Genomic DNA, 22,004 nt, shown 5'->3' with positions numbered 1-22,004 from the left:
AATATGGAAACCCAAACTGCTTTTGTGGCAGGCTTGCCGTGGCTGGAATCCATTGCATTAAACCTATTGTTAGCCATTACGATCTTAATTATTGGTTGGTGGTTCTCCAATTTTTTAGGTAATTGGATCCGAAAAATAGCGCAGCGCTCTCCCCACATTGATTTCACTGTGGTGCCAATGGCTCAAGCCGTGGTGGTGTGGACTATACGTATTTTCGTAGTGATTGCCGTATTGGCTCGTTTTGGTGTGCAAACGGCCAGTATTATTGCCGTGCTTGGGGCAGCCGGGGTGGCAATTGGTCTTGCATTGCAAAACACGCTACAAAATATTGCCTCAGGTATTATGCTTTTGGTGTTGCGTCCTATTCGTACTGGTGAGTTCGTATCTATTGTAGGCAAAGGGGATGGTACCGTCCTAGAGGTAGGCTTATTTATGAGCCAGTTCCAACAAGCGGATGGGGTGAAGTTTTGTTTACCCAACAACTTGATTTGGGGTAATCCAATTATTAATTACAGTCGCAATGAAACACGCCGTATGGATATTCCCTTAGGTGTACGTTATGGGGATGACCTAGATAAAGCCATTCAAGTGCTGACTCAACTTGTTGATGAACATCCCGCTGTGCTTAAAGATCCAGCGCCCTCAGTGTTTGTCAGCGACTACAAGGAAAGCACCGTAGTAGTCAATTTACGCGCTTGGACCAACAGTGCAGATTTTTGGGATTTACGATTTGAGTTAAACCGAGTGGCGTTGCAACGATTACAGCAGGCTGGGTTAAGTCACCCTGTACCTGTGCGGGCAATGTTGCCAGAAGAGAAGGTGGCTTAACGGGGTTTTTATGCAGCCACCCTCATACTGGGTGGCGCTTCACTAAGCCCGTCTGCTGCCCCAAGCCCTAAGACACTAGATTATATTTTTTCTGCTATTTGCTCGAGTGTTTGATGAATCAAGCGGGCAATTTCTTTTTGACGACGGGCAGGCATACGCTCGGTAATGGCGGTAACGCTTAAAGCAAATAATGGGTAGCCTTGGCTACTGCACAACGCACAGCCAACGCCTAATGCACCGCGAACTGCATAGTTGCCCACCACAGAATAGCCGCGTGTGCGTGTGTTATCGATTAGTTGGCGCATTTCGCGTTGTGTCATACCACCGTAATGGTCTAAGGCGTTGCTGTTGCTTTCAATGATTTGGCTTATGGTGTCGTCATCCAGTTGCGCCAATAACGCCATGCCAGCCGATCCTACGCCTAATGGCTGACGTTTATTCACGTATGTGCCTAATATTTGCACGGGATAAGGCCCAATTTCACGCCATAATGTTAGGGAATTGTTGTTCTCTCGAATAATAAGAAATACGGCATCACCCACTTTGAAAGCGAGTTCTCGCATAAAGGGTTTGGCGATTTCAACCAAATGGTGTTCGGTTTCGGTTGGGGCTAACACTTGTTTGGTGGCGGCATAACGCCGAGTTTTACCTACAGTCTGGACAAAATCGCATTCAGTTAAGGCTGCTAAAAGACGGTAAATGGTTGGACGCTGTAAACCGGTTAAGCGCGACAGCTCGGTCACACTAAGGCCATTTTCATCATGGGATTGGAGTGTTTGCAGTATATGCAACCCCCGTCTAAGGGTTCTAGGCCCAGCACTGTTATCGGTATTAGCGGTTGTCATTTGACTCACTCCATCATTTTATTGAGACGTTCTACATCCAGCGGTTGCTGGCCATTTTCAACTTTTTTACCTAAGTCTTCGAGCGCATGACAAAGCTGACTGATGCGTTGCTCTTGTTGAGCCGAGTGATTAATGAGCTCGTGTAAGACTTGAACTAAGGGATCGTTATTGGTGCTATCGACGGCGTAGGCACTAAATGCATCGGAGGCAGAAAAGGCGTCAGTGTTCGAGGCATTGCGGGAGCTACGCTCTAAGAGTTCCTTTAGGGGTTTGCCAGTCCATTCGGATTGACAGGGTGACGGAGGTAGAGGGGGAGTAGCTGCTTCATCGGCTTTTTTCTGGGCGCGGTCTTCGGCAGTGATAATACGGGCAGGGTTACCCACGGCTGTGGCATGAGCAGGCACGGGTTTAACCACTACGGCATTGGAGCCAATTTTTGCGTGAGCCCCCACGGTAAAGCCGCCTAAAATTTGCGCCCCAGCCCCAACTACGACACCATTTTCAAGAGTAGGGTGACGTTTTGTGCCCTTGTAGAGACTGGTGCCACCTAGTGTGACACCTTGATAAATCGTACAGTCATCCCCAATCACGGCGGTTTCGCCAATAACAATACCCAGACCGTGATCAAAAAAAACCCGTTTACCGATTTGTGCGCCAGGGTGAATTTCAATACCAGTAAAGATACGAGTGAGATGAGATGAAAAACGAGCTAGCCACAAAAAGCCTTTGTTCCAAAGTCGATGTGATAAGCGATGGAATAAAATAGCATGTAAGCCTGGGTAACAAGTGAGGATCTCCCATCGGCTGCGGGCAGCAGGATCTCGTTCGTAAATACAGGCGATATCTTCGCGTAATTGTTTAAGCATAATGCGTGATTAGAGATTGCTTTAAGGGCAAAAGGGTAACACCAGCCTGAAAATAAATAGGCCGTATCTAGGTTATTTTACGTGCAGTTTTAATCATTGCGGTGCATACCCCTCTAAGCATAGCGACTTCCGCTTGAGTTAACTGGCTGCGAGTAAAAAGTTGTTGCATACGCAATTGCAGTTTTTTTGGGTGTTGTGGATCTAAAAAATCGACTTCTATAAGCGCCTGCTCCCAGTGCTCAAGAAAAGCGTGAATATGGTCTTGGGTAGCAGGTAAATCCGCCTCTAATTGCTTGCCTGGTGTGCGCAGTTCGAGGTGCTGGTCTTGAAGCTCCAGTAACGCATAACGTAATTCCCACGCCGCAAGCTGTAGTGCTTGCGCTACATTTAGAGAGCTGTATTCGGGGTTGGCGGGGATATAACAAACATATTGGCATTGATTAATAGCACTATTTTCTAGTCCAGTACGCTCAGTACCTAATACAATAGCAATCTTTGTCGATGAATGTGTTTGTATGTGTTGGGCGCTTAAATGGGCGCTTTCACGTATGGTTTTTGCTGGCGGTCCGATATAGCGTGGTCTTGAGGTTAAAGCAAAAGCCAGACTGACAGGGGCTAATGCCTGATCTAGACGATCAAAAACACGTGTGTTTTCTAACACATCGGTAGCCCCACTGGCCATGGCAATGGCTTGCTCATGCGTTATGATGGTGGGCAATTTAGGATTAACCAGACAAAGTTGGTTAAATCCCATCGTTTTGATGGCTCTGGCGGCAGCACCAACGTTGCCTGGGTGGCTGGGTTCAACCATAATAAAACGAATTTGGTTGAATAAAGGCTCATTGTGGGTCGGAGTCATTTAAAATACTAAAACTGTTGTTAGCCTTGTAAATAAAGTGGTTTATTTTAGGGCTTATTTTTAAGAATTACGGAAATCTATGCACCCGATGCTATTTACCGCTATTAAAGCGGCTCGCCGAGCAGGCGACATTATTACCCGTGCTAGTCGTGATCTGGAGCGTGTTCAGATTGCGCGCAAAGGGCCAAATGACTATGTTACCGAAGTGGATCAGGCAGTAGAAGAAGCCATTATAGAAGTTTTATCCGAAGCCTACCCAGATCATGCGTTTTTGGGTGAAGAGCTTGGCGAACGTTTGCCCGAGGCAGATAAGGTCGGTAAAGACGGGGTAGAGTACCAATGGGTAATTGACCCACTCGATGGCACCACTAACTTTATTCATGGCTTTCCCCACTATGCGGTTTCTATCGCGGCATTACATCGTGGTCAAGCCGTTCACGCGGTTATTTTTGATCCTAGCAACAACGAGATTTTTGCCGCTAGCCGAGGCAGTGGTGCATTTTTAGATGATCGTCGCATTCGTGTGTCGGATCAGCGACGCTACCACGATGCTTTAATTGGTGCGCATGTGGCAGGCTCTGGCGGGGCGCTGACAACCACCTCGCCGTTTACAGCCTTGTTAACCGAGTGTGCGGCAGTACGTCGTACCGGTTCAACCGTGCTTGATTTGGCTTATGTGGCGTGTGGTCGCTTAGACGGGTTTTGCGCTGTGAACCTAAAGCCTTGGGATATGGCAGCGGGCGCGTTAATTGCCCAAGAGGCCGGAGCGTTAGTGGGCGACCTAGAGGGCGAGCAAAGCTGGTATAAAACAGGTCAGATTATGGCGGCTACGCCAAAGATATTCCCACAAATGATTATGCATTTACAAGATTAATAATGCATTTAAGCCACTGCTTGGGCGGTGGCTTTTTTTTCTTAATTGCTACATGGAGCCCCTTAAATGGAGTGGATGGCAGACCCGACGGCTTGGGCCGGGTTATTAACGCTGGTTATTCTTGAGATTGTTCTAGGTATAGACAACCTCATTTTTATCGCGATCTTGGTGGACAAGCTACCACCAAAAAGTCGTGATAGAGCACGTATTATTGGCTTGTCTTTGGCTTTACTGATGCGCTTGGGTTTATTAACGATTATGTCGTGGCTAATTACCCTAACAGCACCCTGGTTTAGCTTGTTTGGTCACGAATTTTCTGGCCGCGATGCCATCTTAATCGTCGGAGGTTTGTTTTTGCTCTTTAAGGGTACCTTAGAGTTGCATGAACGCTTAGACCCTCGTACTCAGCATGCTTCAGGCTCACGCATGTATGCCAGTTTTTGGGTCATTATTACCCAAATTGTGATTCTAGATGCTGTGTTTTCCATCGATGCTGTTATTACCGCAGTGGGTATGGTTGAGCACTTATCGGTCATGATGATTGCGGTGATTATTGCCATTGGCATTATGATTGTGGCCTCTAAGCCATTAACTCAGTTTGTAAACCAGCACCCGACTGTTGTTATTTTGTGTTTGGGCTTTTTGCTCATGATCGGGTTCTCTTTGTTGGCTGAAGGGTATGGCTTTCATGTACCTAAAGGGTATTTGTACGCTGCAATTAGCTTTTCTGTATTAATTGAGGTCTTTAACCAAATCGCTCGTCGTAATCAACGCAAAGCCGAAGCCAGACGTCCTATGCGCGAGCGTACAGCAGAAACGGTATTACGTATGCTTGGAAAGCGCCCTGTTGCCATCAGCGATAGTGGTGCCGAGATGGATACATATACGCCTCAGGATCCCGCACTGGTGTTTGGTGACGAGGAACGTAATATGGTGAGTGGGGTGTTAACTCTCTCCGAGCGTAATGTGCGCTCAATTATGACGCCCCGTAATAGCGTAGCGTGGATTGATTTAACAGATACACCCGACACCATCCGAGCCGAGCTAGAGTCAGAGCCACATAGTTATTTGCCAGTGTGTCGTGGCAGTTTAGATGAGGTGATTGGCTTAGGTCAGGCCAAAGAAATGATGGCTGATCTCATCACCACAGGCCAAGTCAACGTTAAAAAGTTGCGTGAGTCTTTAATCGTGCACGAATCCATCGGTATTTTGCAGCTCATGGATTTGTTCAAGGAAACGCGTGGTCAGTTAGCCCTGGTTACAGATGAATTTGGTGCTATCGAGGGTGTGGTCACCCCTATTGATATTTTTGAGGCTATTGCAGGTGAGTTTCCTGACGAGGACGAGCTGCCTGATATTGTGGCAGCCAGTGAAAATCAGTGGTTAGTAGACGGTGCGGCTGATCTCCATCATCTGGAACAAGTATTAGGGGTGGACGGGCTGGTTGATGAGGACGAGGAATACTCCACCTTGGCAGGCTATTTACTAGAACGTTTTGGTGCTTTGCCGCAACCCGCTGATCATTGCAGCTTGAAGTGGGGCAATGATGTATTTACTTTCACTGTCAATGAGCTAGATGGTCGTCGTATTGCACGGGTAGCCATTCGTAAAGAAACACAAGACCCACATCCTGAATTAAGCATAGAACACGATTAACATGGACTATTACTGGTATTTATTAAAAGCCCTTTTTCTTGGTGTGATAGAGGGGTTTACTGAGTTTATTCCTGTCTCAAGCACAGCCCATTTGTTGTTATTGGTCGAATGGATCTCCTTTCCCTCAGACGCTAATAAGGTCTTTGAGGTGGTGATTCAGTTTGGTTCAATTATGGCGGTTATTTGGCTTTTTAGAGCGCGTATTGTGCAGTTAGTAAAAGGAGTGATTAACGGTGATCGCACAGAGCGTGTGTTTATGCGTAATCTAGTGATTGCGTTTTTACCTGCTGCTGTGATTGGTGCTTTAACCATCAAATACATCAAAATGCTCTTTCATAGCCCCATGGTTTTTGTCTTTACCTTGATCGGGGGCGGGTTGGTAATGTTGTGGGTTGAGCGTAAGCCTGCCTATGCCAAACAACGTGATCAAAGCGCTGTTACTGCTACGACGGCACGGGCTACGGCACATCAGATAGAGCAAATTACATGGCGTCAAGCTTTGGTGGTGGGTTTTGCACAGTGTTTGGCTATGGTGCCAGGCACGTCACGATCGGGGGCGACCATTATTGGTGGCATGCTTTCGGGCATTGACCGCAAAGCAGCCACTGAGTTTTCATTCTTTTTGGCTATGCCTACTATGCTTGCAGCTACCGTCTACGATGTATACCGAAATGGGGCCGCTTTAAGCATAGAGCAAACGTGGGCGATAGTAGTGGGTTTTATTGCCGCATTTTTTAGTGCGCTTGTACTAGTAAAAGCCGTTTTGCATTTTGTATCCAAACATACGTATAGACCTTTTGCTTGGTACAGAATTGGTCTGGGGCTAGTGGTGCTTTTGTGGTTAAGCCTTGGCTAAGGCTTAGTAGGAAGGTAGCGGCTAAGCACCCAGCTGATGCCGCCTACTAAGGCTAATAAGCGCAGCATATGGTGGCTTGCCACCATAGCGGGGTCTATGTCTAATGCTAAGGCCATGACCCCAACCTCGGGAGCACCACCCGGTAGAAATACTAACAACAGCGGCGCGAAATCGAGGTCAAACACATAGCTTAAAATTAACGCTGCACTCATGGCTAACAAAGCAAGCAGTATGCCTATTATTATAGAGATCCAGCCATCATGAAAAATATCTCGCCATCTATACCCCACGAAACGAATGCCAATCGACGTGCCTAAAATAGTCTGCGCTATAGCGGCTACAACTAAGGGGACTTGGGTAGTGATAAGCCCTGAAGCATGAGCTAAAGCAGATAAAACAATCGGAAATAGCAATACGCCAGTAGGAAAACGGCATAGGTGCGCTAAAAACAAACCCGCTGCAGCACAAAAAATGAGGACTATATAACCTAGTAGTGACTCGCTATCTACTTCAATAGCAAAGCTAGGAATAGTGCTTTTAGGGATGTCGTGCTGCCCAATAAATTTAAGAATAACGGGCACTAAAATTAATAAAGCCACCAAGCGGGCCGAGTGGCTGAGAGCAATACGACGGGTATCTGCTTGATACATCTCTGAAATAGCGCTGACGATGGCTAAACCACCCGGCACAGCAGAAAACATAGCCGTTAAGCGGCTCATGTTCGACCAGCGCGACAAAATCTGATAGCTAACGAGCAAATAACACACCGTCATCAGCAACATAAAACCAATGCTAATGCTCCAGCTAGGTAGAGCATGTACCGTATCTACATCAAAACTTCCGCCTAAGATGGTCCCAATCGTAGCTAAAGCGCAGGAACGCCATAATGAGGGAATCTTTAATTGATAACCACATAATGACACAGCGGCACAAGCGCTCATGCTACCTAAAACCCAAGGCAAAGACATGCCAAGTGAAATAAAAATTAAGGCACCGCTCGCCCCTATAATCAGAGCGAGCAGGCCTTTAGAATACGGCGTAAGTGAGGACATGGGTGGTACTGTTTAGATAGGAGCTTGAGTTTTTTTCTCTTTTTGTTTGCGTAGTATGGGCATAACAATAGCAGATAGGATGAAAAGAGCGAGCAAAACAATAGCAATTGGCCGCTCTGCAAAATAGGTTAGAGGGTTGCCTGCTGAAATTTGTAATGTGCGCACCATTTCGCCCTCCGCCATTTTTCCTAACAACAAACCAATTACCGTTGCAGCCACAGGGTATGCATGGCGACGCATCAGCCAACCTAGACAGGCAAAAACCATGACCGTCACCGGGCCGGCTATTGTGCCTGTAATACCAAAACCACCCCATGCGCATAAAGCAAGAACGGAAGGCACCAAATAGGTAAGGGGAATGCGTACTACCAAACCTAAAATCGGTAAGATCATGAGCGCCACAAATGCGAGCAAGACCACTTGACCAAAGTTGCCGATAATTATGGAGTATACGAGATCACGCTGGTCACGAATAAAAGCAGGCCCACCGACTAGGTTATGAAAGGAAAAGGCTGCCAATAAAACCGCTGTGGCTGCACCGCCTGGAATACCTAAAGCCAAGAGTGCAGTCATTGAGCCACCCTCAGAGCTGGAGTTTGAGGATTCGGCGGCAATCAAGCCTTGGGGTGCGCCTTTACCAAACTCGTCTTGATTTTTAGCGCTGCGACGAATTTCGCCATAGGCTACTAGGTTGGCAACAGAGGAGCCCACCCCTGGTACAGCCCCAATCAACGCACCAATAAAGCTACCTTTAAGTAAAATTTTAGGGTATTTGAATACATCAAAAAAGCCAGAGAGAATTTTTTTAAAGGATATTTTACGTGAGGATTCTTCTTGGACTAAGAAGGCATTGCTGCGGATGCGTAATAATTCCGATGCGGCAAACAAACCAATCATGGCTGGTACAACGGCAATGCCATCAATCAAATACGGGTTACCAATAGTGGTGCGCATAACCCCAGTAGAGGACATGCCGATTTGGCTTAGTAGCAATCCAAGCACCCCAGCCAATAAACCTTTAGCTACAGTACTGTCATTGAGAGTGGCGATTAGGGCCAAGCCCCAAAGAACAATCATCACCATTTCGAGTGGACCTAAACGCAATACCATACCGGCCAACGGCTGAATAAGTAGCATTAGCAATAGGTAGCCAATAAACGTGCCTACTACGGATGCACCTAAGCCTAAGCCTAGAGCCTCATTGTGTTTACCCTTTTGTGCCATGGGGTAGCCATCAAATGCGGTTGCAACACTGGAGGAAGACCCGGGTATATTCATCAAAATAGCGGTTACGCCACCCCCATAAGCGCCGCCTGTAAAAATGGCTGTTAAAAACAGCATAGCTTGTAAAAAGTCCATCATCCAAGTGACGGGTAGAAATACAGCCATGGCCATGGAAATTTGCAGGCCTGGCACGGCACCAAAAATCAGACCGATTATTAAACCTGGTATGACGTATAACCAAGGTGATAGATCGGAAAAAAGGAGATTGATGGCTTGAGAGAAAGCGAAGGTATCAATCATTTAAAACACCAACAGAGGCATAGGAAAAGGAAATAAAGCACCAAAGCCTTTAATTAAAGCTAAGGTAAATATTGCAGAGAATAGGGGAGGTACGACCCAGTTTTTTTCACCGCCTAATAGAATGCCAAACCAAACAAATAAAAAAGTGGCAACATCAAAACCGATAGTGGTTAGGCAAAAGCAAAAGATGGCAAATAACGCTAATAAGGTTAAATCACCTATCAGGGCGCGTTGTTGTGATTTTTTTTGGTTCTCATCGTCTGTGCTTTGCTCTTTGCTTTTAATAAAAATAAAAGCAGCTAATGCCAGAACGAGAATGCCGCTGGGCACCATAATAATTAGATTAAAGAGCGTAGCGGATGCACGAACAGCGCTCCAGTTCAGATACAGAGCAGTGACGCTAATTAAAACTAAAAAAATAAGATGGCTGGTAGATATACGTCGCATGACGTGCTATTTCCTAGTAATTAAAACGTGCAAGACGGTAAAACCGTCTTGCTGTGTGAGACGAGTTAAATTTGGTCTTGGAAGCGTTCTAGGATTTTGTAGTTTTGCTCAATGATTGCAGTGGTTTTATCTGGACCTAGCCAGTCTGAACCAATCATTTGTTCTTTAAGCTGTTTCTTAAAGTCGGGATCACTCAACACTTTTTCATATGCGGTGGCGAATTTCTCAAAACGCTCTGGGTATTTTTCTTTAAACTCTGCATGTGCAGCTAGACCACGCATAGAGCCAACCAATGGAGTAACGGGCTCGGCACCACGCGCTGTAAGCACCTCATTTAATGTAGGGGTGTCCCATTCCTCTAGGCGCTCTTCAGAGGCTACCGCTAACGGGCGAATGAATTCTTTAATCGAGATACTGCCATCTGCGGCCAGAACCGTCATATCCACTTGACCGCCAGCGGCTGCAGTACGGGCAGCACCACCAGACTCATAGGTCACAATATTTACCGCATCTGGCTTCAGACCGTAAGCTTCAAGTAATAAAATGGTGTTGATGTGCCCAGTAGAGCCTGGTACTACGCTGACTCGGTATTTGCCTGGTTCTTTTGCAACGGCCTCCATGAATTCATCCAAGGTTTGGAAAGGAAGCTTGGCATTTAAAGCAAATAAATCTGAATCTGTCCACTGACCATTAATAAAAGCGAAATCGTCTAATTGGTAGGTGGCATCTTTACCTAAAATCGCACTACTAATGTAAGGGTGGATAGAGGTAAAGAGGAAAAAACTGCCGTCTTTGGGCATATTCATAAAGTAAGTATGTCCTACGTGACCGCCACCCCCTTGTTGGTTAATAGCACGAATGGGCACACCTAGCTCTTCTTGCATACGTTGTGCAACTAGACGTGCGGTACGATCTGCTGAACCACCGGGGCCAAGTGCAATAACAAAAGTTAGTTGTTTATTAGGCCAGTTGTCGGCGGCATGAGCCGTGGTGGCAGTGGCACCAATTAATGAGGCACCAAGTAAAAGACCTGCTGCCCAAGATTTAATTTTTAATAATGACATACGTACTCCTAAGACTTGTTGTGCCAGATTGTTAACATTCTGGTGTTTTACGTTCCTATTTGATAGGTATAACAGGTATGGCGGCAATAAGGGTTTACCCATGCTCATGGTTATTTTGTCAACAATAATGATATATTTCAGCCATAAGCTAGGTTTTATCCAGACAGAGGGACTAAATTGTTTACAAAGTATGATTCTCTAGAGCCAGAGCATGGTAGCTCGTCAGCGCAAATTGTTAACAATCTCTACGAGCGCATTATTTCAGGGCAAATGGAGTCAGGAACCAAGCTAATAGAAACCGTGTTAGCTGATTCATTTAAGGTCAGCCGAGGCCCTGTACGCGAGGCATTGCGTCATTTAGCCAGTTTGGGCTTGGTAACGTTTGCGCCTAATCGGGGTGCCAGTGTACGCGTCATCAGCCTTGCCGAGGCCAAGGCGCTTTATGAGTATCGGACTGCCCTAGAGGCAGAGGCTGCTTATTTAGCAGCTCAACGTATTCAAGCCGACGGAGAGCAGCAGCTGCGCTTACTTTTAGAGGACCATACCTCTTTGGTAGCAGCTAGCCCAGAAGGGGCGTATGTGGTGAAAAATCGTGATGGTGATTTTCATAGTTTGGTGGCCTTACTGAGCCGCAGTGACTACATTATTCAGGCTCTTACCAAAACGCTATATCCGCAACTGGTGCTTTTACGACGCCAGCACAAAAATGTGCAAGGACGCGGTCAGGTTGCTTTAAAAGAACATAAACGTATTGCAGAGGCTATACAGCAAGGTGATGCGCAGCTTGCTAGTTTGTTAATGCGACGCCATTTGCAATGCAGTTGGGTATCCCTAGAGGGCCAATTGCTAAATCAGGAAAAATGTAATCAAAGTCATTGACTACTGGACTTACAGGAGAAATTTGATGAATCAAGAGGAACGCATGGCCGTGTGGCTAGAGCAAGCTAGCCCTACCGGTTTGGGCGCGCAGCTTGCACAAAAGTGGGCGAATAAGGAGTTTGTATCCATTGCGGGGGCTTATGACCCGATTGGAGCCTTGTTGGCGCGTCAAGCGGGTTTTGACGCTTTGTATTTATCTGGGGGAGCCTTAACGGCCTCGCTAGGTTTGCCGGATTTGGGCTTGATTACGATGGAAGAGCTAGTAGATCGCGCTCGAGCCATTGTACGTGCTGCACGTGTGCCACTAGTGGTAGATGGTGATACCGGATTTGGTGAAGCTCTTAACGTTATGCGTCTGGTGCGAGAGCTAGAAGACGTTGGTGTGGCTGCAGTTCAACTAGAGGATCAGGTGCTTCCTAAAAAATGTGGTCATTTAAATGGCAAACAGCTTGTGACGCCCCAAGAAATGGCTTTGAAAATTGCTGCAGCGGCGCGAGCTCGTCGTGATTTGCGTATTATTGCACGTACTGATGCTGTAGCTACCGAAGGTCTAGAGGCGGCTATTGAGCGTGCCCGTTTATATGTAGAGGCTGGGGCCGATGCTATTTTCCCGGAAGCCTTAACGGATGCAGATCAGTTCCAAGCATTTGCTCAGGCTATTGATGTGCCATTATTAGCCAACATGACCGAATTTGGCCGTACCCCCCAAACATCTGCCCAGCAATTCGAGCAGATGGGTTATGCCATGGCAATTTGGCCTGTATCCAGCTTGCGTATTGCAGCCAAAGCCATGCAGTTGTTTTATGAAGAGTTAAAACAAACTGGCACAGCAGCAGGTCAGGTCAAAAACATGCAAACACGTGCTGACTTATACGAGTTGATTAATTACTTTGGCTACGAGTCGCTAGATGGCACTATTCAACGCACCGTAGTGCCTGAAGTATTGGATTAGTGCGGGGGTTTAAGCTTTAAACGCAGAGTAGGGTGGTGCAAACGGTGCAGTTCAATTGTGCCACCTTGCTCGAGTACAACCCAGCCTGCGCGGGTAGGGTCGGTATGGTCGAGCTCCCAATCAGGCAACACAATACGTGTAAGACTGGACCCTTCAGTACGCTCTAAACGATGAATGGCTGGTCTATGTGTGTGACCATGAATCAGTAACCACTGTCCATGCTGCTCTAAAAGGTCTATAGCGCTTTGCTCGTTAACATCACTGATATAGGGGGCGAGCTGCTGTTGTTGCTTATGGCTACGTTGTCGCAGTCCTCCGGCAATAGCCAAACGCCACCGCAAGGGTAGTTTTAAAAACCAATATTGTAGGTGCTTGTTGCGTACGCGCTGTCTAAAACGCTGATAGCTACTGTCGTCGGTACACAGCTCATCGCCGTGGCTGAGTATCAGCCGATGCAGATCTGTTTTGAGAATGATTTGATCATCTAGTAGTTGAGCCCCCACATAATGCGCAAAGCGCGCATCCAGTAGAAAGTCGCGATTGCCGCGCATGAAAAAAAGAGGGGTGTCTTGACTAAATTGGCGGAAATGATGAATAGCCTGAGCGAGCCAAGAGGGCGGCTCGATGGCAAGGTCTGCGCCTACCCATGCGTTGAATATATCGCCACATAAAATAAGCGCACTGGCCTCGCGTCGTGCTTTATGAAGAAACTCATAAAACGCTTGAGCAGTTTTGGGGCTGTTAGGCCCCAAGTGCATGTCTGCGGCTAACCAAACGTTGCCATGCAGTTGCAGCTTACTCAAGTACGGTGGCGCTTTCGATGATGACATCTTCAACGGGTACGTCTTGGTGGAAGCCTTTGCTGCCTGTTTTAACGCCTTTAATGGCATCAACCACATCGGTACCGTCAACGACTTTACCAAACACAGCATAGCCCCAACCGTTAGGTGTAGGGTTGGTGTGATTTAAAAAATCGTTGTTTTGTACGTTAATGAAAAACTGGGCTGTAGCGGAGTGTGGGTCGTTGGTGCGAGCCATAGCAATAGTGTAGACCTCGTTTTTGAGACCGTTGTTAGCTTCGTTCTCAATGGGGTTTTGCGTTTCTTTTTGCTTCATACCTACTTCGAAACCGCCACCCTGCACCATGAAATTGTTAATGACACGGTGGAAAATGGTGCCGTTGTAAAAGCCGTTGTTAACGTAGTTTAAGAAGTTTTCAGTGGTTTTAGGCGCTTTTTCAGCATCAAGCTCTAAAGTGATATCGCCTTTGTTCGTTTTAAGTAAAACCTTTGGGTTTGTGCTCATGGTAGTCCCTTTTGGTGTGGTTGTCGTTGTGGCTTGCGCTGTGCATAGTGCTGTCATCAGCGTCAGCCCAAGCAGGAAAATAGCCATACGTTGTAAACGTAAGACATGATTTATAGTGAAGTATTGCAGCATTGTAAAGAAATTCCCGTCTTTAGTTAGTTGGCAAAAGGTAATACGTGTCTTTGGATCTATCGGTATTTCGTGCCTTTTCAAATGAACGATGCGCTAACATAAGTTGAAGCTCGCCTTGGTTCTGCAAGGCAAGAGCATAGTTAGGATCGGCCAATAACGCCATATCAAGCGCTTCTTTGGCAAGGTCTAGCTGATCCAGCCGCATGTATTCAGTGGCTAAGTTATTCCAGGGCTCGGGCAGCTCGGGGAAAAACACAGTGAGTTGTTTGTAGGATTCGATGGCCTGAGGGTGCTGACCTAGCTGCGAATAGGCTCGGCCCTGCAGAAATAGCAGTTGTACATCGACCCCAATTTCAGCTTGGCTTTCACGTTGAAACAACCGTTTTTCAATTGCATCTAGGGCCTCTTGGTTTTGACCATTGTCCAGAAGCTGATTAATACGGTCGGTAATTTCTTTGGGAGTTAAGGCCAAAGAGGTATCGATTTTAGGGGTAAGCGCATCTAAAGCTCGCACAAGCGGCTTCCAACCACGTACCTCGGTATTGGTCTCGGGGAAAATAGACGTCTGGGCTTGGACGGGCACCGTAGCCCACACCATACAACCCAAGCAGGCAACCCACGAGTAATAAATAGGAAGTCGTTTAGACACGAGTTTATCCCTTGGAGTCAATAATAATCATAAGTAAACATATATAAGGCGACACGTTGCTGTGTAGGCTTGCTATACTTGAATGCCACCTATTTTAGCCTTTTATTTATAGACCATAACCCTTTATGTTGCGTATTTATAGTTCTCTGTCACGTACCAAAGAAATTTTTAAGCCAGTCGAGCCGGGTAAAGTTCGTATGTATGTATGCGGAATGACCGTATACGACTTTTGCCATTTAGGTCATGCTCGTATGCTTGTTAGCTTTGACGTGATTCAGCGCTGGCTACGCACGATGGGCTATCAGGTCAGTTATGTGCGTAATATAACGGATATTGACGATAAAATTATTCGGCGCGCTGTTGAACGCAATCAGCGTATGCACGAGGTCACCGAATTTTATATCAATGCTATGCACGCCGATGAAAAAGCCCTGAATGTGCAGTCCCCAGATTTTGAGCCTCGTGCTACTCAGCATGTAGGCGATATGCTTGGCATTATCAAACTGCTCGAGGACAAAGGGCTTGCCTATCAGGGTTCTGACGGCGATGTGAATTATGCTGTGCGCCAGTTTCCCGGCTATGGCAAGTTATCTGGCAAGTCCCTTGATGATTTGCGAGCCGGTGAACGAGTTGCGGTAGCAGATGGCAAGCGCGACCCGTTGGACTTTGTGCTTTGGAAAGCCGCTAAAGACAATGAACCTGCCGAGTCCAAATGGCAGTCTGTTTACGGCATGGGCCGGCCGGGGTGGCACATTGAATGCTCGGCCATGAGCCATGCACTCTTGGGTATGCCTTTAGATATCCATGGCGGGGGCCCAGACTTGAAATTCCCGCATCATGAAAATGAAATTGCTCAGTCTGAGGGCGCATTCGGAGGGCAAATGGCCAATGTATGGATGCATTGTGGCCCCCTTATGGTGGACTCAGACAAAATGTCCAAATCCCTAGGCAATTTTTTCACTATTCGTGAAACCATTTCCGCTCAGGCTCCCGAGGATCAAGCCCATTATTCAAGCAATCCACGTGAAGCTGAAATGTTGCGCTTCTTTATTGTGCGCAACCATTATCGCAGCACTCAAAACTATGCGCCCGATAACCTCTACGATGCGCAACAAGCCTTAGATCGTCTCTACCACACGCTAGCTAATGTCCCGCCTGTAGCCGAAGCCGGCATCAACTGGAACTCCAAGACAGCACAGCAGTTCCGCGAGGCCATGAACGACGACTTTAATACAGCTGGTGCAGTAGCGGTATTGTTTGATTTGGCTAATCAGGTCAACAGAGAAAAGTGTGCCCAGCTGAGTGCAGAGCTAAAAGCCCTGGGTGGTGTATTGGGCTTATTACAGCACGAGCCACACGTTTATTTACGCTCATCAACACGTTATTTGCGCGATGCAGCTACTGTGACCTCAACGTTAACTGATGCTGAAATTGATGCATTAGTGCTTGAGCGTAACGAGGCCAAAACAAATAAAGACTTTGCACGAGCGGATGAAATCCGGGCACAGTTGCGTACAGATGGCATTGAGCTCGAGGATAAAGCGGGTGGCTTGACGCAATGGCGTCGCGCTTAGTCTTATGAGCGGGCTGGGTTTACCGAGCTACTGGCGGTCAGCGCAAACACAGCTGATGAAAAGTGATCGGATTCTGCGTAGAATAATTCCTTTACATAGTGATCAGGGTTTGACCCAAACTGAGTCGCCATTTGTGACCATGGTTCGTGCCATTATGGCGCAACAAGCCAGTCGTCAGACGGCTCTTAATCAATGGCAGCGTTTTGCAGATACATATGGAAATCAGCCAAACCCTGAAAAAATCGCTATACTTTCGGCTGATTGCTTACGGCAAATTGGTTTGCCTAAGCGCAAAGCCGACTATATTATTGAGGTATCCACACATTTTGTGAATGGGCATATCAATATGGCCCACTTAGCTAACTTAGATAACGAGCAAGTTATTCAAACGCTATGCAAAATTCGTGGGGTAGGCCGTTGGACGGCCGAAATGTTTTTGATCTTTAATTTGCGTCGTGCCGACGTGTTGCCTCTAGATGATGCGGCTTTACTTAAAGCAATATCTAAACATTATTTTAGTGGTGAGCCGGTATCACGATTCGAGGCACGTGAGGTGGCACAAGCCTGGGCACCTTGGTGTACGGTAGCTACATGGCACCTATGGCGTAGTTTAAATGCCGTGGCTGTGCATTATTAACACAAACAAAGACTACAATGCGAAATACATTTTTAGAGTTCGAGCAACCTATTGCCGAACTCGAACAAAAAATTGACGAACTGCGATTTGTACAAGCGGACTCCGCTGTTGATATCTCCGAGGAAGTCACTCGTTTACAGCAAAAAAGTCAGGCATTAGCGCGCAGTATTTATGCGAAGCTAACGCCTTGGCAAACCGCTTTGGTGGCACGTCACCCCCAACGCCCTTATACATTAGATTATGTGCGTGAAATATTTACGGATTTTCACGAATTACATGGCGATCGTATGTATGCGGACGACAAGGCCATTGTAGGTGGGTTTGCTCGTTTTAATGGCACCCCATGTATGGTGATCGGTCATCAAAAAGGCCGCGATACCAAAGAGCGGGCGAAACGTAATTTTGGTATGCCACGTCCCGAGGGCTATCGCAAAGCGTTGCGCTTAATGCGGTTAGCAGAAAAGTTCAAACTACCCATTTTTACTTTTGTGGATACTCCAGGCGCTTATCCTGGCATTGGTGCTGAAGAGCGTGGGCAGTCTGAAGCCATTGGTTATAACTTATACGCCATGGCCGAACTCAATGTGCCCATCATTACTACTATTATTGGCGAAGGCGGTTCGGGTGGGGCTTTGGCCATTGCGGTGGGTGACGTCGTATTGATGCTGCAATACGCAACCTATGCGGTGATTTCACCCGAGGGCTGTGCTTCTATTCTTTGGCGCAGTGCAGATAAAGCTTCCACCGCAGCAGAGGCGCTAGCTATTACAGCAGATCGCCTAAAAGACTTCGAGCTGGTTGACCGTATTGTCAATGAGCCAGTAGGTGGCGCGCATCGCGATCCTACTCTTATGGCGCGTCAGCTTAGCCGTGCATTGGCTGACTCCTTGCGTCAGGTTTCAGGCTTAGATTCTCAACAACTTCGCGAGCGCCGTCTAGAACGCTTATTGTCCTACGGACGCTACCAAGAAACTCGTGCCTAACAGCGAACCATCTCATCCTGTCTCTACCGAGCTTTTGCAGCAGTTGGCTCATCCGCCTATTTTAAAGGCGATGCAGCAGCTCAGCCCAACAGGCTCGGCACAGCAACTTGCTGTGGCGTGTAGTGGTGGGGTGGATTCCGCCATGTTAGCGCTTCACGCGACTTTATGGGCACGTTTGCAGGGGCACACCCTGCATTTTTTTCATGTGCACCATGGGTTGCAACAGCGTGCCGAAGGGTGGGTGCAGCAGGTGCATGCTCTTGCTCAGCTTTTAGGGGTGGCCTGCCATACACAACGTGTGCAGGTAGACCTTACTCAAGGTGATGGCATGGAGTCGGCTGCGCGTACTGCGCGTTACCACGCTTTTTCTCAATTAGCAGCGTTAACAGGTGTTAGTCATATTTGGCTTGGTCATCATTTGGATGATCAGGCTGAGACCGTATTGTTACGTCTGCTGCGGGGGGCAGGTTTGGCGGGAATGGGGGCAATGAGCGCTCAAACCCAGCGTAATGGATTGGTCTATTTACGTCCTTTATTAACGGTACCTCGTTCTGCGCTGCTAGCGGTGGCAGAGCAATTTGCGGCGCACACAAATTGGCAGCCAGTCTGGGATCCAACCAACTTACAGGATGACTACACGCGAGGGGCTTTACGCGAGCGCTTGGTACCCCATTTAAATGAGCGTTGGCGAGGTTGGCAGCAGGTGCTTGCGCGTCATGCGCAACAAAGCCAGGAAACCGCGCACGTGTTAGACGAAGTGGCAGCAGCGGATTTTGCGCAATTAGACGTGGCAGCAGATTTGAGTTTTTGTTTAGTTCGCTGGCGTCAATTAACCCCTGCTCGTCAAGCGTTGGTGCTGCGCTACTGGCTGGCTCAACAAGACGTAAAAATGCCATCTCAAGCCCGTCTCAATGATATGCTCAAACAGTTACGACAACTGCATCAATTAGGCTTTGACCGACAGATGCGGGTCAAACATGGTCAAGTCTGGGTGTGCTGCACCAAAGGCCGTGTGTTTTTAGAGACCCCGCTTGGTCCAAGCATAAATTAAACTTATTCGTATTTTTTTCGTGGCGAGAGCCATTTTTTTAAGTTTGTAATATTATGTCCTTGATCGTTCAAAAATATGGCGGCACATCGATGGGCTCAGTGGAGCGAATCAAAAATGTAGCACGCCGAGTCGCCAAATGGCACAAAGCAGGACACCAAGTGGTGGTAGTGCCATCGGCTATGTCCGGTGAAACAAATCGCCTCTTGGGTTTAGCCAAAGACATTTCCGCTCACCCTAACTTACGCGAGCAAGATATGCTGGCGGCCACTGGTGAACAAGCAAGCAGCTCACTTTTGGCTATGGCATTAATCGAGCTAGGCGTACCTGCGCGTAGTTATGCCGGTTGGCAAGTCCCTGTAAAAACCGATTCTTCTTATAGCAAGGCTCGCATCAAGGATATTGATGGTTCGCGCGTGCAAGCTGATTTGGATGCGGGTCGGGTTGTGGTTGTAACGGGGTTCCAAGGCATAGACGATAAAGGGCATATTACAACCTTAGGTCGAGGTGGTTCAGACACTTCAGCGGTAGCCATTGCGGCAGCGCTCAAAGCGGATGAGTGTTTGATTTTTACTGATGTGGATGGGGTTTATACTACCGACCCACGTGTGGTTCCCGAAGCCCGGCGCATGCGTGTGATTTCTTTTGAGGAAATGCTAGAGCTAGCCTCATTAGGTTCTAAAATTTTACAAATTCGTTCTGTGGAATTTGCCGGAAAATATCGCGTGCCGGTGCGCGTTCTTTCATCTCTCACTGATCCTGAAATGCCCATCGAAGAGGAAGACTCCTCGGGCACGCTTATTACCTTCGAGGAAGATACAAAAATGGAAGCTGCTGTTGTTTCTGGTATTGCTTTTAGCCGCGATGAGGCCAAATTCACGTTACGCGCGGTGCCAGACACCCCAGGTGTTGCCTATTCAATTCTAGGGCCTATTGCAGAAGCTAATATCGATGTGGATATGATTTTGCAAAACCTATCCGTTCAAGGCACCACCGACTTTTCCTTTACTGTGAACCGTGCAGATGCTGAACGTACTCAAGAAATCTTAGAAAAAGATATTGGGCCTAAAATTGGTGCAGGCGAAATTGTTGGTGACTCCAAGGTATGTAAAGTATCCATTGTGGGAATCGGCATGCGTAGTCACGCCGGCGTAGCCAGTAAAATGTTCCGTGCTTTATCCGAAGAAGGCATCAATATTCAAATGATTAGCACTAGCGAAATCAAAACTTCAGTCATTATTGATGATAAATACATGGAACTTGCTGTACGTACTTTGCACCGTGTGTTCGAGCTCGATCAAGAAGCAAGTTAAAGGCATTTTGGGGCTAGCTTTTTTATATTAAGCTATGCTATAGTTATGTCTTTACGGAGATGTGGCCGAGAGGTTGAAGGTACTCCCCTGCTAAGGGAGCATGCGGCTTATACCCGCATCGAGGGTTCGAATCCCTCCATCTCCGCCAAAAAGCACAATCAAGCCCTTGTTAACACAAGGGCTTTTTTGTTTTCTTTTGTTTGGGGTTTTATCTGCACTGGGTATTGATTTATCTCTATAGGGATTATGTCCGGTCACCCACTGTGCATTGTGTGTCGTATGCCCAAGCGGTTTTATTCAGCAAGCTCAGACACGTTACTTAAAACGGCATGGTTAGGTTTTGTTAGCCCTGTTTGTATAGTAGGTGGTAGTCAGTCTTAATGGCTTGATGTCGCTGCGAGCTTTAATCTAGAGCACCTTAAACACCATGACTACCACAGTCACTCCACTATTACTACGGATGGCATTATTCCTGTGGAGCCCGAGTTGAATCTAGATGGCAAATATGATCAAGCAGGCTTATAAAAGCAATATCCAGTGGCTTTAAGCAAGTCACTGGATAGGTGGTTTTTAGATTCGGAATGCTTGGCTGGAATCAATGATGCGCAGAGTGGCAGCTAGGGTGCGGGTAGCATCAAGGGCGTCAATAATTGGTTTTTCTTCACCTCGGATTACTGCACCAAAGTGTCGCAATTGTTCCTCGTAAGAGCTGAATTCCTGTGGCAGCAAAGAGAGCTGTTGCTGTTGAATAGGCTCACTCCAACTGGCTTGATCGGCATAGTGCCAAAGAGTTAGGCTAGGTAAGGAAAAAGAGGCTTTGGTGCCTAAAAAATGGTGGCTGTTTTGTGAAACATGGGGAAACATATATGGGTTTTCATTAGAGGTGAGCTCCCACGACCAAGGGGAAACAGCGCTATCCGATAATAAAAGTGTAGCCAAGCAGCCATTTTCAAAACGCAATAATACGGCTGCGCTGTCTTCTACCTCATGTTGACGAGCTGTGTTGGCTGTCATGGCTTGGATGTCTACGATTTCTCCCAAAATAAAGCGCAGCATATCTATTTCATGAATTAAATTAATGAGAACAGGTCCTCCGCCCGCAACCACACGCCACTTTTGTTCAAAATAGCTTTCCGGCTTATAAAAACTGATTAAGCTATTTACGCCTACTAATTGGCCTAAACGGCCTTCTTGAATGACGTGACGAGCAGTACGAATAATGGGGTTGTGGCGGCGATGATGCGCCACAAGTAGGGGCGTTTGTTGTTGTTCTGAGAGCTGCGCAAGATGTAGACCTTGTGTGGTGGAGTCTGCGATAGGTTTCTCTAGTAGAACAGGAATCTTTTTTTGTAGAGCATAGCTTGCTACCTGCTCATGCAAGGAATTAGGCACGGCAATCACTACGCCCTCAGGTTTGCTGCTTTCAATTAGATCGGTGTAGTTAGCAAACCATTTTAAGCCGTAGCGTTGTGCTAGTTGTTTAGTCTCTGGACGTGGGTCAGCTAAGGCCATAAATTGGGTTTGAGTGGCTGCAATTGCACTTTCTAGATGGGTAGTAGCAATGGCACCAGCCCCTATGAGAGCGAGTTGAATTCTATGAGTCATTAAGTTCTCCTTTGATTATCTTTGTTTATGTTTTTCTGGAATAAATTATACACTGG

Annotated in this window: 22 protein-coding genes and 1 tRNA gene; 12 read left to right on the top strand and 11 right to left on the bottom strand. The window is 47.1% G+C overall.

From position 1 onward, the window contains the following. Window positions 1-3 precede the first annotated feature (3 nt). On the top strand, window positions 4-828 hold the full coding sequence (locus ACBP46_RS10695; RefSeq protein ID WP_371016730.1) for a mechanosensitive ion channel family protein: 825 nt from the start codon (window positions 4-6) through the stop codon (window positions 826-828). An 80-nt stretch (window positions 829-908) separates the two neighbouring features. Here the strand turns inward: ACBP46_RS10695 and ACBP46_RS10690 are convergent, their stop codons facing one another. The 3 genes from ACBP46_RS10690 to ACBP46_RS10680 all read right to left on the bottom strand — a co-directional run bounded on the left by ACBP46_RS10690 (window position 909) and on the right by ACBP46_RS10680 (window position 3,398). Further along, window positions 909-1,673, bottom strand: a complete 765-nt coding sequence (locus ACBP46_RS10690; RefSeq protein WP_371016729.1) for an IclR family transcriptional regulator — start codon at window positions 1,671-1,673, stop codon at window positions 909-911. A 5-nt stretch (window positions 1,674-1,678) separates the two neighbouring features. Beyond that, a complete protein-coding gene (gene cysE / locus ACBP46_RS10685) occupies window positions 1,679-2,539 on the bottom strand; it encodes a serine O-acetyltransferase (RefSeq protein WP_371016728.1) in 861 nt (286 codons plus the stop codon). A gap of 67 nt (window positions 2,540-2,606) precedes the next feature. Then, a complete protein-coding gene (locus ACBP46_RS10680) occupies window positions 2,607-3,398 on the bottom strand; it encodes an RNA methyltransferase (protein WP_371016727.1) in 792 nt (263 codons plus the stop codon). A gap of 79 nt (window positions 3,399-3,477) precedes the next feature. Between ACBP46_RS10680 and ACBP46_RS10675 the strand changes: the two genes are divergently transcribed. The 3 genes from ACBP46_RS10675 to ACBP46_RS10665 all read left to right on the top strand — a co-directional run bounded on the left by ACBP46_RS10675 (window position 3,478) and on the right by ACBP46_RS10665 (window position 6,784). Further along, the gene (locus ACBP46_RS10675; protein ID WP_371016726.1) at window positions 3,478-4,272 is read left to right on the top strand and encodes an inositol monophosphatase family protein; all 795 of its coding nucleotides are present in this window, start codon (window positions 3,478-3,480) and stop codon (window positions 4,270-4,272) included. 66 nt (window positions 4,273-4,338) lie between these two features. Further along, window positions 4,339-5,928 carry a TerC family protein gene (locus ACBP46_RS10670; RefSeq protein WP_371016725.1) on the top strand — a complete coding sequence of 530 codons (1,590 nt, stop codon included), beginning with the start codon at window positions 4,339-4,341 and terminating at the stop codon, window positions 5,926-5,928. A 1-nt stretch (window position 5,929) separates the two neighbouring features. After that, on the top strand, window positions 5,930-6,784 hold the full coding sequence (locus ACBP46_RS10665) for an undecaprenyl-diphosphate phosphatase (protein WP_371016724.1): 855 nt from the start codon (window positions 5,930-5,932) through the stop codon (window positions 6,782-6,784). Here ACBP46_RS10665 and ACBP46_RS10660 read toward each other — a convergent pair. From ACBP46_RS10660 to ACBP46_RS10645, 4 genes are all read right to left on the bottom strand, one after another. Further along, the gene (locus ACBP46_RS10660; protein WP_371016723.1) at window positions 6,781-7,836 is read right to left on the bottom strand and encodes an AbrB family transcriptional regulator; all 1,056 of its coding nucleotides are present in this window, start codon (window positions 7,834-7,836) and stop codon (window positions 6,781-6,783) included. The two genes, ACBP46_RS10665 and ACBP46_RS10660, sit on opposite strands and share 4 nt — an antisense overlap. 12 nt (window positions 7,837-7,848) lie before the next feature. Then, on the bottom strand, window positions 7,849-9,360 hold the full coding sequence (locus ACBP46_RS10655; protein WP_371016722.1) for a tripartite tricarboxylate transporter permease: 1,512 nt from the start codon (window positions 9,358-9,360) through the stop codon (window positions 7,849-7,851). Continuing rightward, window positions 9,361-9,807, bottom strand: coding sequence for a tripartite tricarboxylate transporter TctB family protein (locus ACBP46_RS10650; protein ID WP_371016721.1), 447 nt, complete (start codon window positions 9,805-9,807; stop codon window positions 9,361-9,363). It abuts the gene before it with no gap. Window positions 9,808-9,872: 65 nt separating this feature from the next. Beyond that, window positions 9,873-10,871 carry a tripartite tricarboxylate transporter substrate-binding protein gene (locus ACBP46_RS10645; RefSeq protein WP_371016720.1) on the bottom strand — a complete coding sequence of 333 codons (999 nt, stop codon included), beginning with the start codon at window positions 10,869-10,871 and terminating at the stop codon, window positions 9,873-9,875. Window positions 10,872-11,048: 177 nt separating this feature from the next. On the opposite strand from ACBP46_RS10645, the gene ACBP46_RS10640 reads away from it, so the two are divergent. Next, window positions 11,049-11,750, top strand: coding sequence for a GntR family transcriptional regulator (locus tag ACBP46_RS10640; RefSeq protein WP_371016719.1), 702 nt, complete (start codon window positions 11,049-11,051; stop codon window positions 11,748-11,750). A gap of 25 nt (window positions 11,751-11,775) precedes the next feature. After that, window positions 11,776-12,702 carry a methylisocitrate lyase gene (gene prpB / locus ACBP46_RS10635; protein WP_371016718.1) on the top strand — a complete coding sequence of 309 codons (927 nt, stop codon included), beginning with the start codon at window positions 11,776-11,778 and terminating at the stop codon, window positions 12,700-12,702. On the opposite strand, the gene ACBP46_RS10630 is transcribed toward prpB, so the two are convergent. The 3 genes from ACBP46_RS10630 to ACBP46_RS10620 form a co-directional block, all read right to left on the bottom strand. Next, a complete protein-coding gene (locus ACBP46_RS10630) occupies window positions 12,699-13,505 on the bottom strand; it encodes a UDP-2,3-diacylglucosamine diphosphatase (protein ID WP_371016717.1) in 807 nt (268 codons plus the stop codon). The genes prpB and ACBP46_RS10630 overlap by 4 nt on opposite strands. Beyond that, entirely contained in the window at window positions 13,498-14,007 is a 510-nt protein-coding gene (locus ACBP46_RS10625; RefSeq protein ID WP_371016716.1) for a peptidylprolyl isomerase, read from the bottom strand. The genes ACBP46_RS10630 and ACBP46_RS10625 overlap by 8 nt, the downstream gene beginning before the upstream one ends. Window positions 14,008-14,158: 151 nt before the next feature. Further along, the gene (locus ACBP46_RS10620) at window positions 14,159-14,788 is read right to left on the bottom strand and encodes a tetratricopeptide repeat protein (RefSeq protein ID WP_371016715.1); all 630 of its coding nucleotides are present in this window, start codon (window positions 14,786-14,788) and stop codon (window positions 14,159-14,161) included. Window positions 14,789-14,913: 125 nt separating this feature from the next. On the opposite strand from ACBP46_RS10620, the gene cysS reads away from it, so the two are divergent. From cysS to ACBP46_RS10590, 6 genes are all read left to right on the top strand, one after another. Next, window positions 14,914-16,362 carry a cysteine--tRNA ligase gene (gene cysS / locus ACBP46_RS10615; RefSeq protein WP_371016714.1) on the top strand — a complete coding sequence of 483 codons (1,449 nt, stop codon included), beginning with the start codon at window positions 14,914-14,916 and terminating at the stop codon, window positions 16,360-16,362. 4 nt (window positions 16,363-16,366) lie between these two features. Continuing rightward, window positions 16,367-16,999: a DNA-3-methyladenine glycosylase family protein gene (locus ACBP46_RS10610; RefSeq protein WP_371016713.1), complete on the top strand. Its 633-nt coding sequence runs from the start codon at window positions 16,367-16,369 to the stop codon at window positions 16,997-16,999. A gap of 17 nt (window positions 17,000-17,016) precedes the next feature. Then, window positions 17,017-17,982, top strand: coding sequence for an acetyl-CoA carboxylase carboxyltransferase subunit alpha (locus ACBP46_RS10605; RefSeq protein WP_371016712.1), 966 nt, complete (start codon window positions 17,017-17,019; stop codon window positions 17,980-17,982). Further along, complete coding sequence (gene tilS, locus ACBP46_RS10600; protein WP_371016711.1) at window positions 17,975-19,033, top strand: tRNA lysidine(34) synthetase TilS; 1,059 nt, start codon at window positions 17,975-17,977, stop codon at window positions 19,031-19,033. The genes ACBP46_RS10605 and tilS overlap by 8 nt, the downstream gene beginning before the upstream one ends. 53 nt (window positions 19,034-19,086) lie before the next feature. Then, window positions 19,087-20,343 carry an aspartate kinase gene (locus ACBP46_RS10595; RefSeq protein WP_371016710.1) on the top strand — a complete coding sequence of 419 codons (1,257 nt, stop codon included), beginning with the start codon at window positions 19,087-19,089 and terminating at the stop codon, window positions 20,341-20,343. Between the two features lie 55 nt (window positions 20,344-20,398). Continuing rightward, a tRNA-Ser gene (locus ACBP46_RS10590) sits at window positions 20,399-20,491 on the top strand. 422 nt (window positions 20,492-20,913) lie between these two features. On the opposite strand, the gene ACBP46_RS10585 is transcribed toward ACBP46_RS10590, so the two are convergent. After that, on the bottom strand, window positions 20,914-21,948 hold the full coding sequence (locus ACBP46_RS10585) for a Gfo/Idh/MocA family protein (RefSeq protein ID WP_371016709.1): 1,035 nt from the start codon (window positions 21,946-21,948) through the stop codon (window positions 20,914-20,916). Window positions 21,949-22,004: the final 56 nt, after the last annotated feature.

Source organism: Paenalcaligenes hominis (genome assembly GCF_041359055.1).
Taxonomy (GTDB): domain Bacteria; phylum Pseudomonadota; class Gammaproteobacteria; order Burkholderiales; family Burkholderiaceae_B; genus Paenalcaligenes; species Paenalcaligenes hominis_A.
This window is presented reverse-complemented; position numbering and strand designations above follow the sequence as displayed.

Coding starts and splice junctions, on each gene's coding strand:
- ACBP46_RS10660 (WP_371016723.1), bottom strand. CDS start 7,836: ATGTCCTCACTTACGCCGTATTCTAAAGGCCTGCTCGCTCTGATTATA.
- ACBP46_RS10650 (WP_371016721.1), bottom strand. CDS start 9,807: ATGCGACGTATATCTACCAGCCATCTTATTTTTTTAGTTTTAATTAGC.
- ACBP46_RS10625 (WP_371016716.1), bottom strand. CDS start 14,007: ATGAGCACAAACCCAAAGGTTTTACTTAAAACGAACAAAGGCGATATC.
- prpB (WP_371016718.1), top strand. CDS start 11,776: ATGAATCAAGAGGAACGCATGGCCGTGTGGCTAGAGCAAGCTAGCCCT.
- ACBP46_RS10675 (WP_371016726.1), top strand. CDS start 3,478: ATGCACCCGATGCTATTTACCGCTATTAAAGCGGCTCGCCGAGCAGGC.
- cysE (WP_371016728.1), bottom strand. CDS start 2,539: ATGCTTAAACAATTACGCGAAGATATCGCCTGTATTTACGAACGAGAT.
- ACBP46_RS10595 (WP_371016710.1), top strand. CDS start 19,087: ATGTCCTTGATCGTTCAAAAATATGGCGGCACATCGATGGGCTCAGTG.
- ACBP46_RS10655 (WP_371016722.1), bottom strand. CDS start 9,360: ATGATTGATACCTTCGCTTTCTCTCAAGCCATCAATCTCCTTTTTTCC.
- ACBP46_RS10690 (WP_371016729.1), bottom strand. CDS start 1,673: ATGACAACCGCTAATACCGATAACAGTGCTGGGCCTAGAACCCTTAGA.
- ACBP46_RS10680 (WP_371016727.1), bottom strand. CDS start 3,398: ATGACTCCGACCCACAATGAGCCTTTATTCAACCAAATTCGTTTTATT.
- ACBP46_RS10665 (WP_371016724.1), top strand. CDS start 5,930: ATGGACTATTACTGGTATTTATTAAAAGCCCTTTTTCTTGGTGTGATA.
- ACBP46_RS10670 (WP_371016725.1), top strand. CDS start 4,339: ATGGAGTGGATGGCAGACCCGACGGCTTGGGCCGGGTTATTAACGCTG.
- ACBP46_RS10610 (WP_371016713.1), top strand. CDS start 16,367: ATGAGCGGGCTGGGTTTACCGAGCTACTGGCGGTCAGCGCAAACACAG.
- ACBP46_RS10695 (WP_371016730.1), top strand. CDS start 4: ATGGAAACCCAAACTGCTTTTGTGGCAGGCTTGCCGTGGCTGGAATCC.
- ACBP46_RS10605 (WP_371016712.1), top strand. CDS start 17,017: ATGCGAAATACATTTTTAGAGTTCGAGCAACCTATTGCCGAACTCGAA.
- cysS (WP_371016714.1), top strand. CDS start 14,914: ATGTTGCGTATTTATAGTTCTCTGTCACGTACCAAAGAAATTTTTAAG.
- ACBP46_RS10585 (WP_371016709.1), bottom strand. CDS start 21,948: ATGACTCATAGAATTCAACTCGCTCTCATAGGGGCTGGTGCCATTGCT.
- ACBP46_RS10645 (WP_371016720.1), bottom strand. CDS start 10,871: ATGTCATTATTAAAAATTAAATCTTGGGCAGCAGGTCTTTTACTTGGT.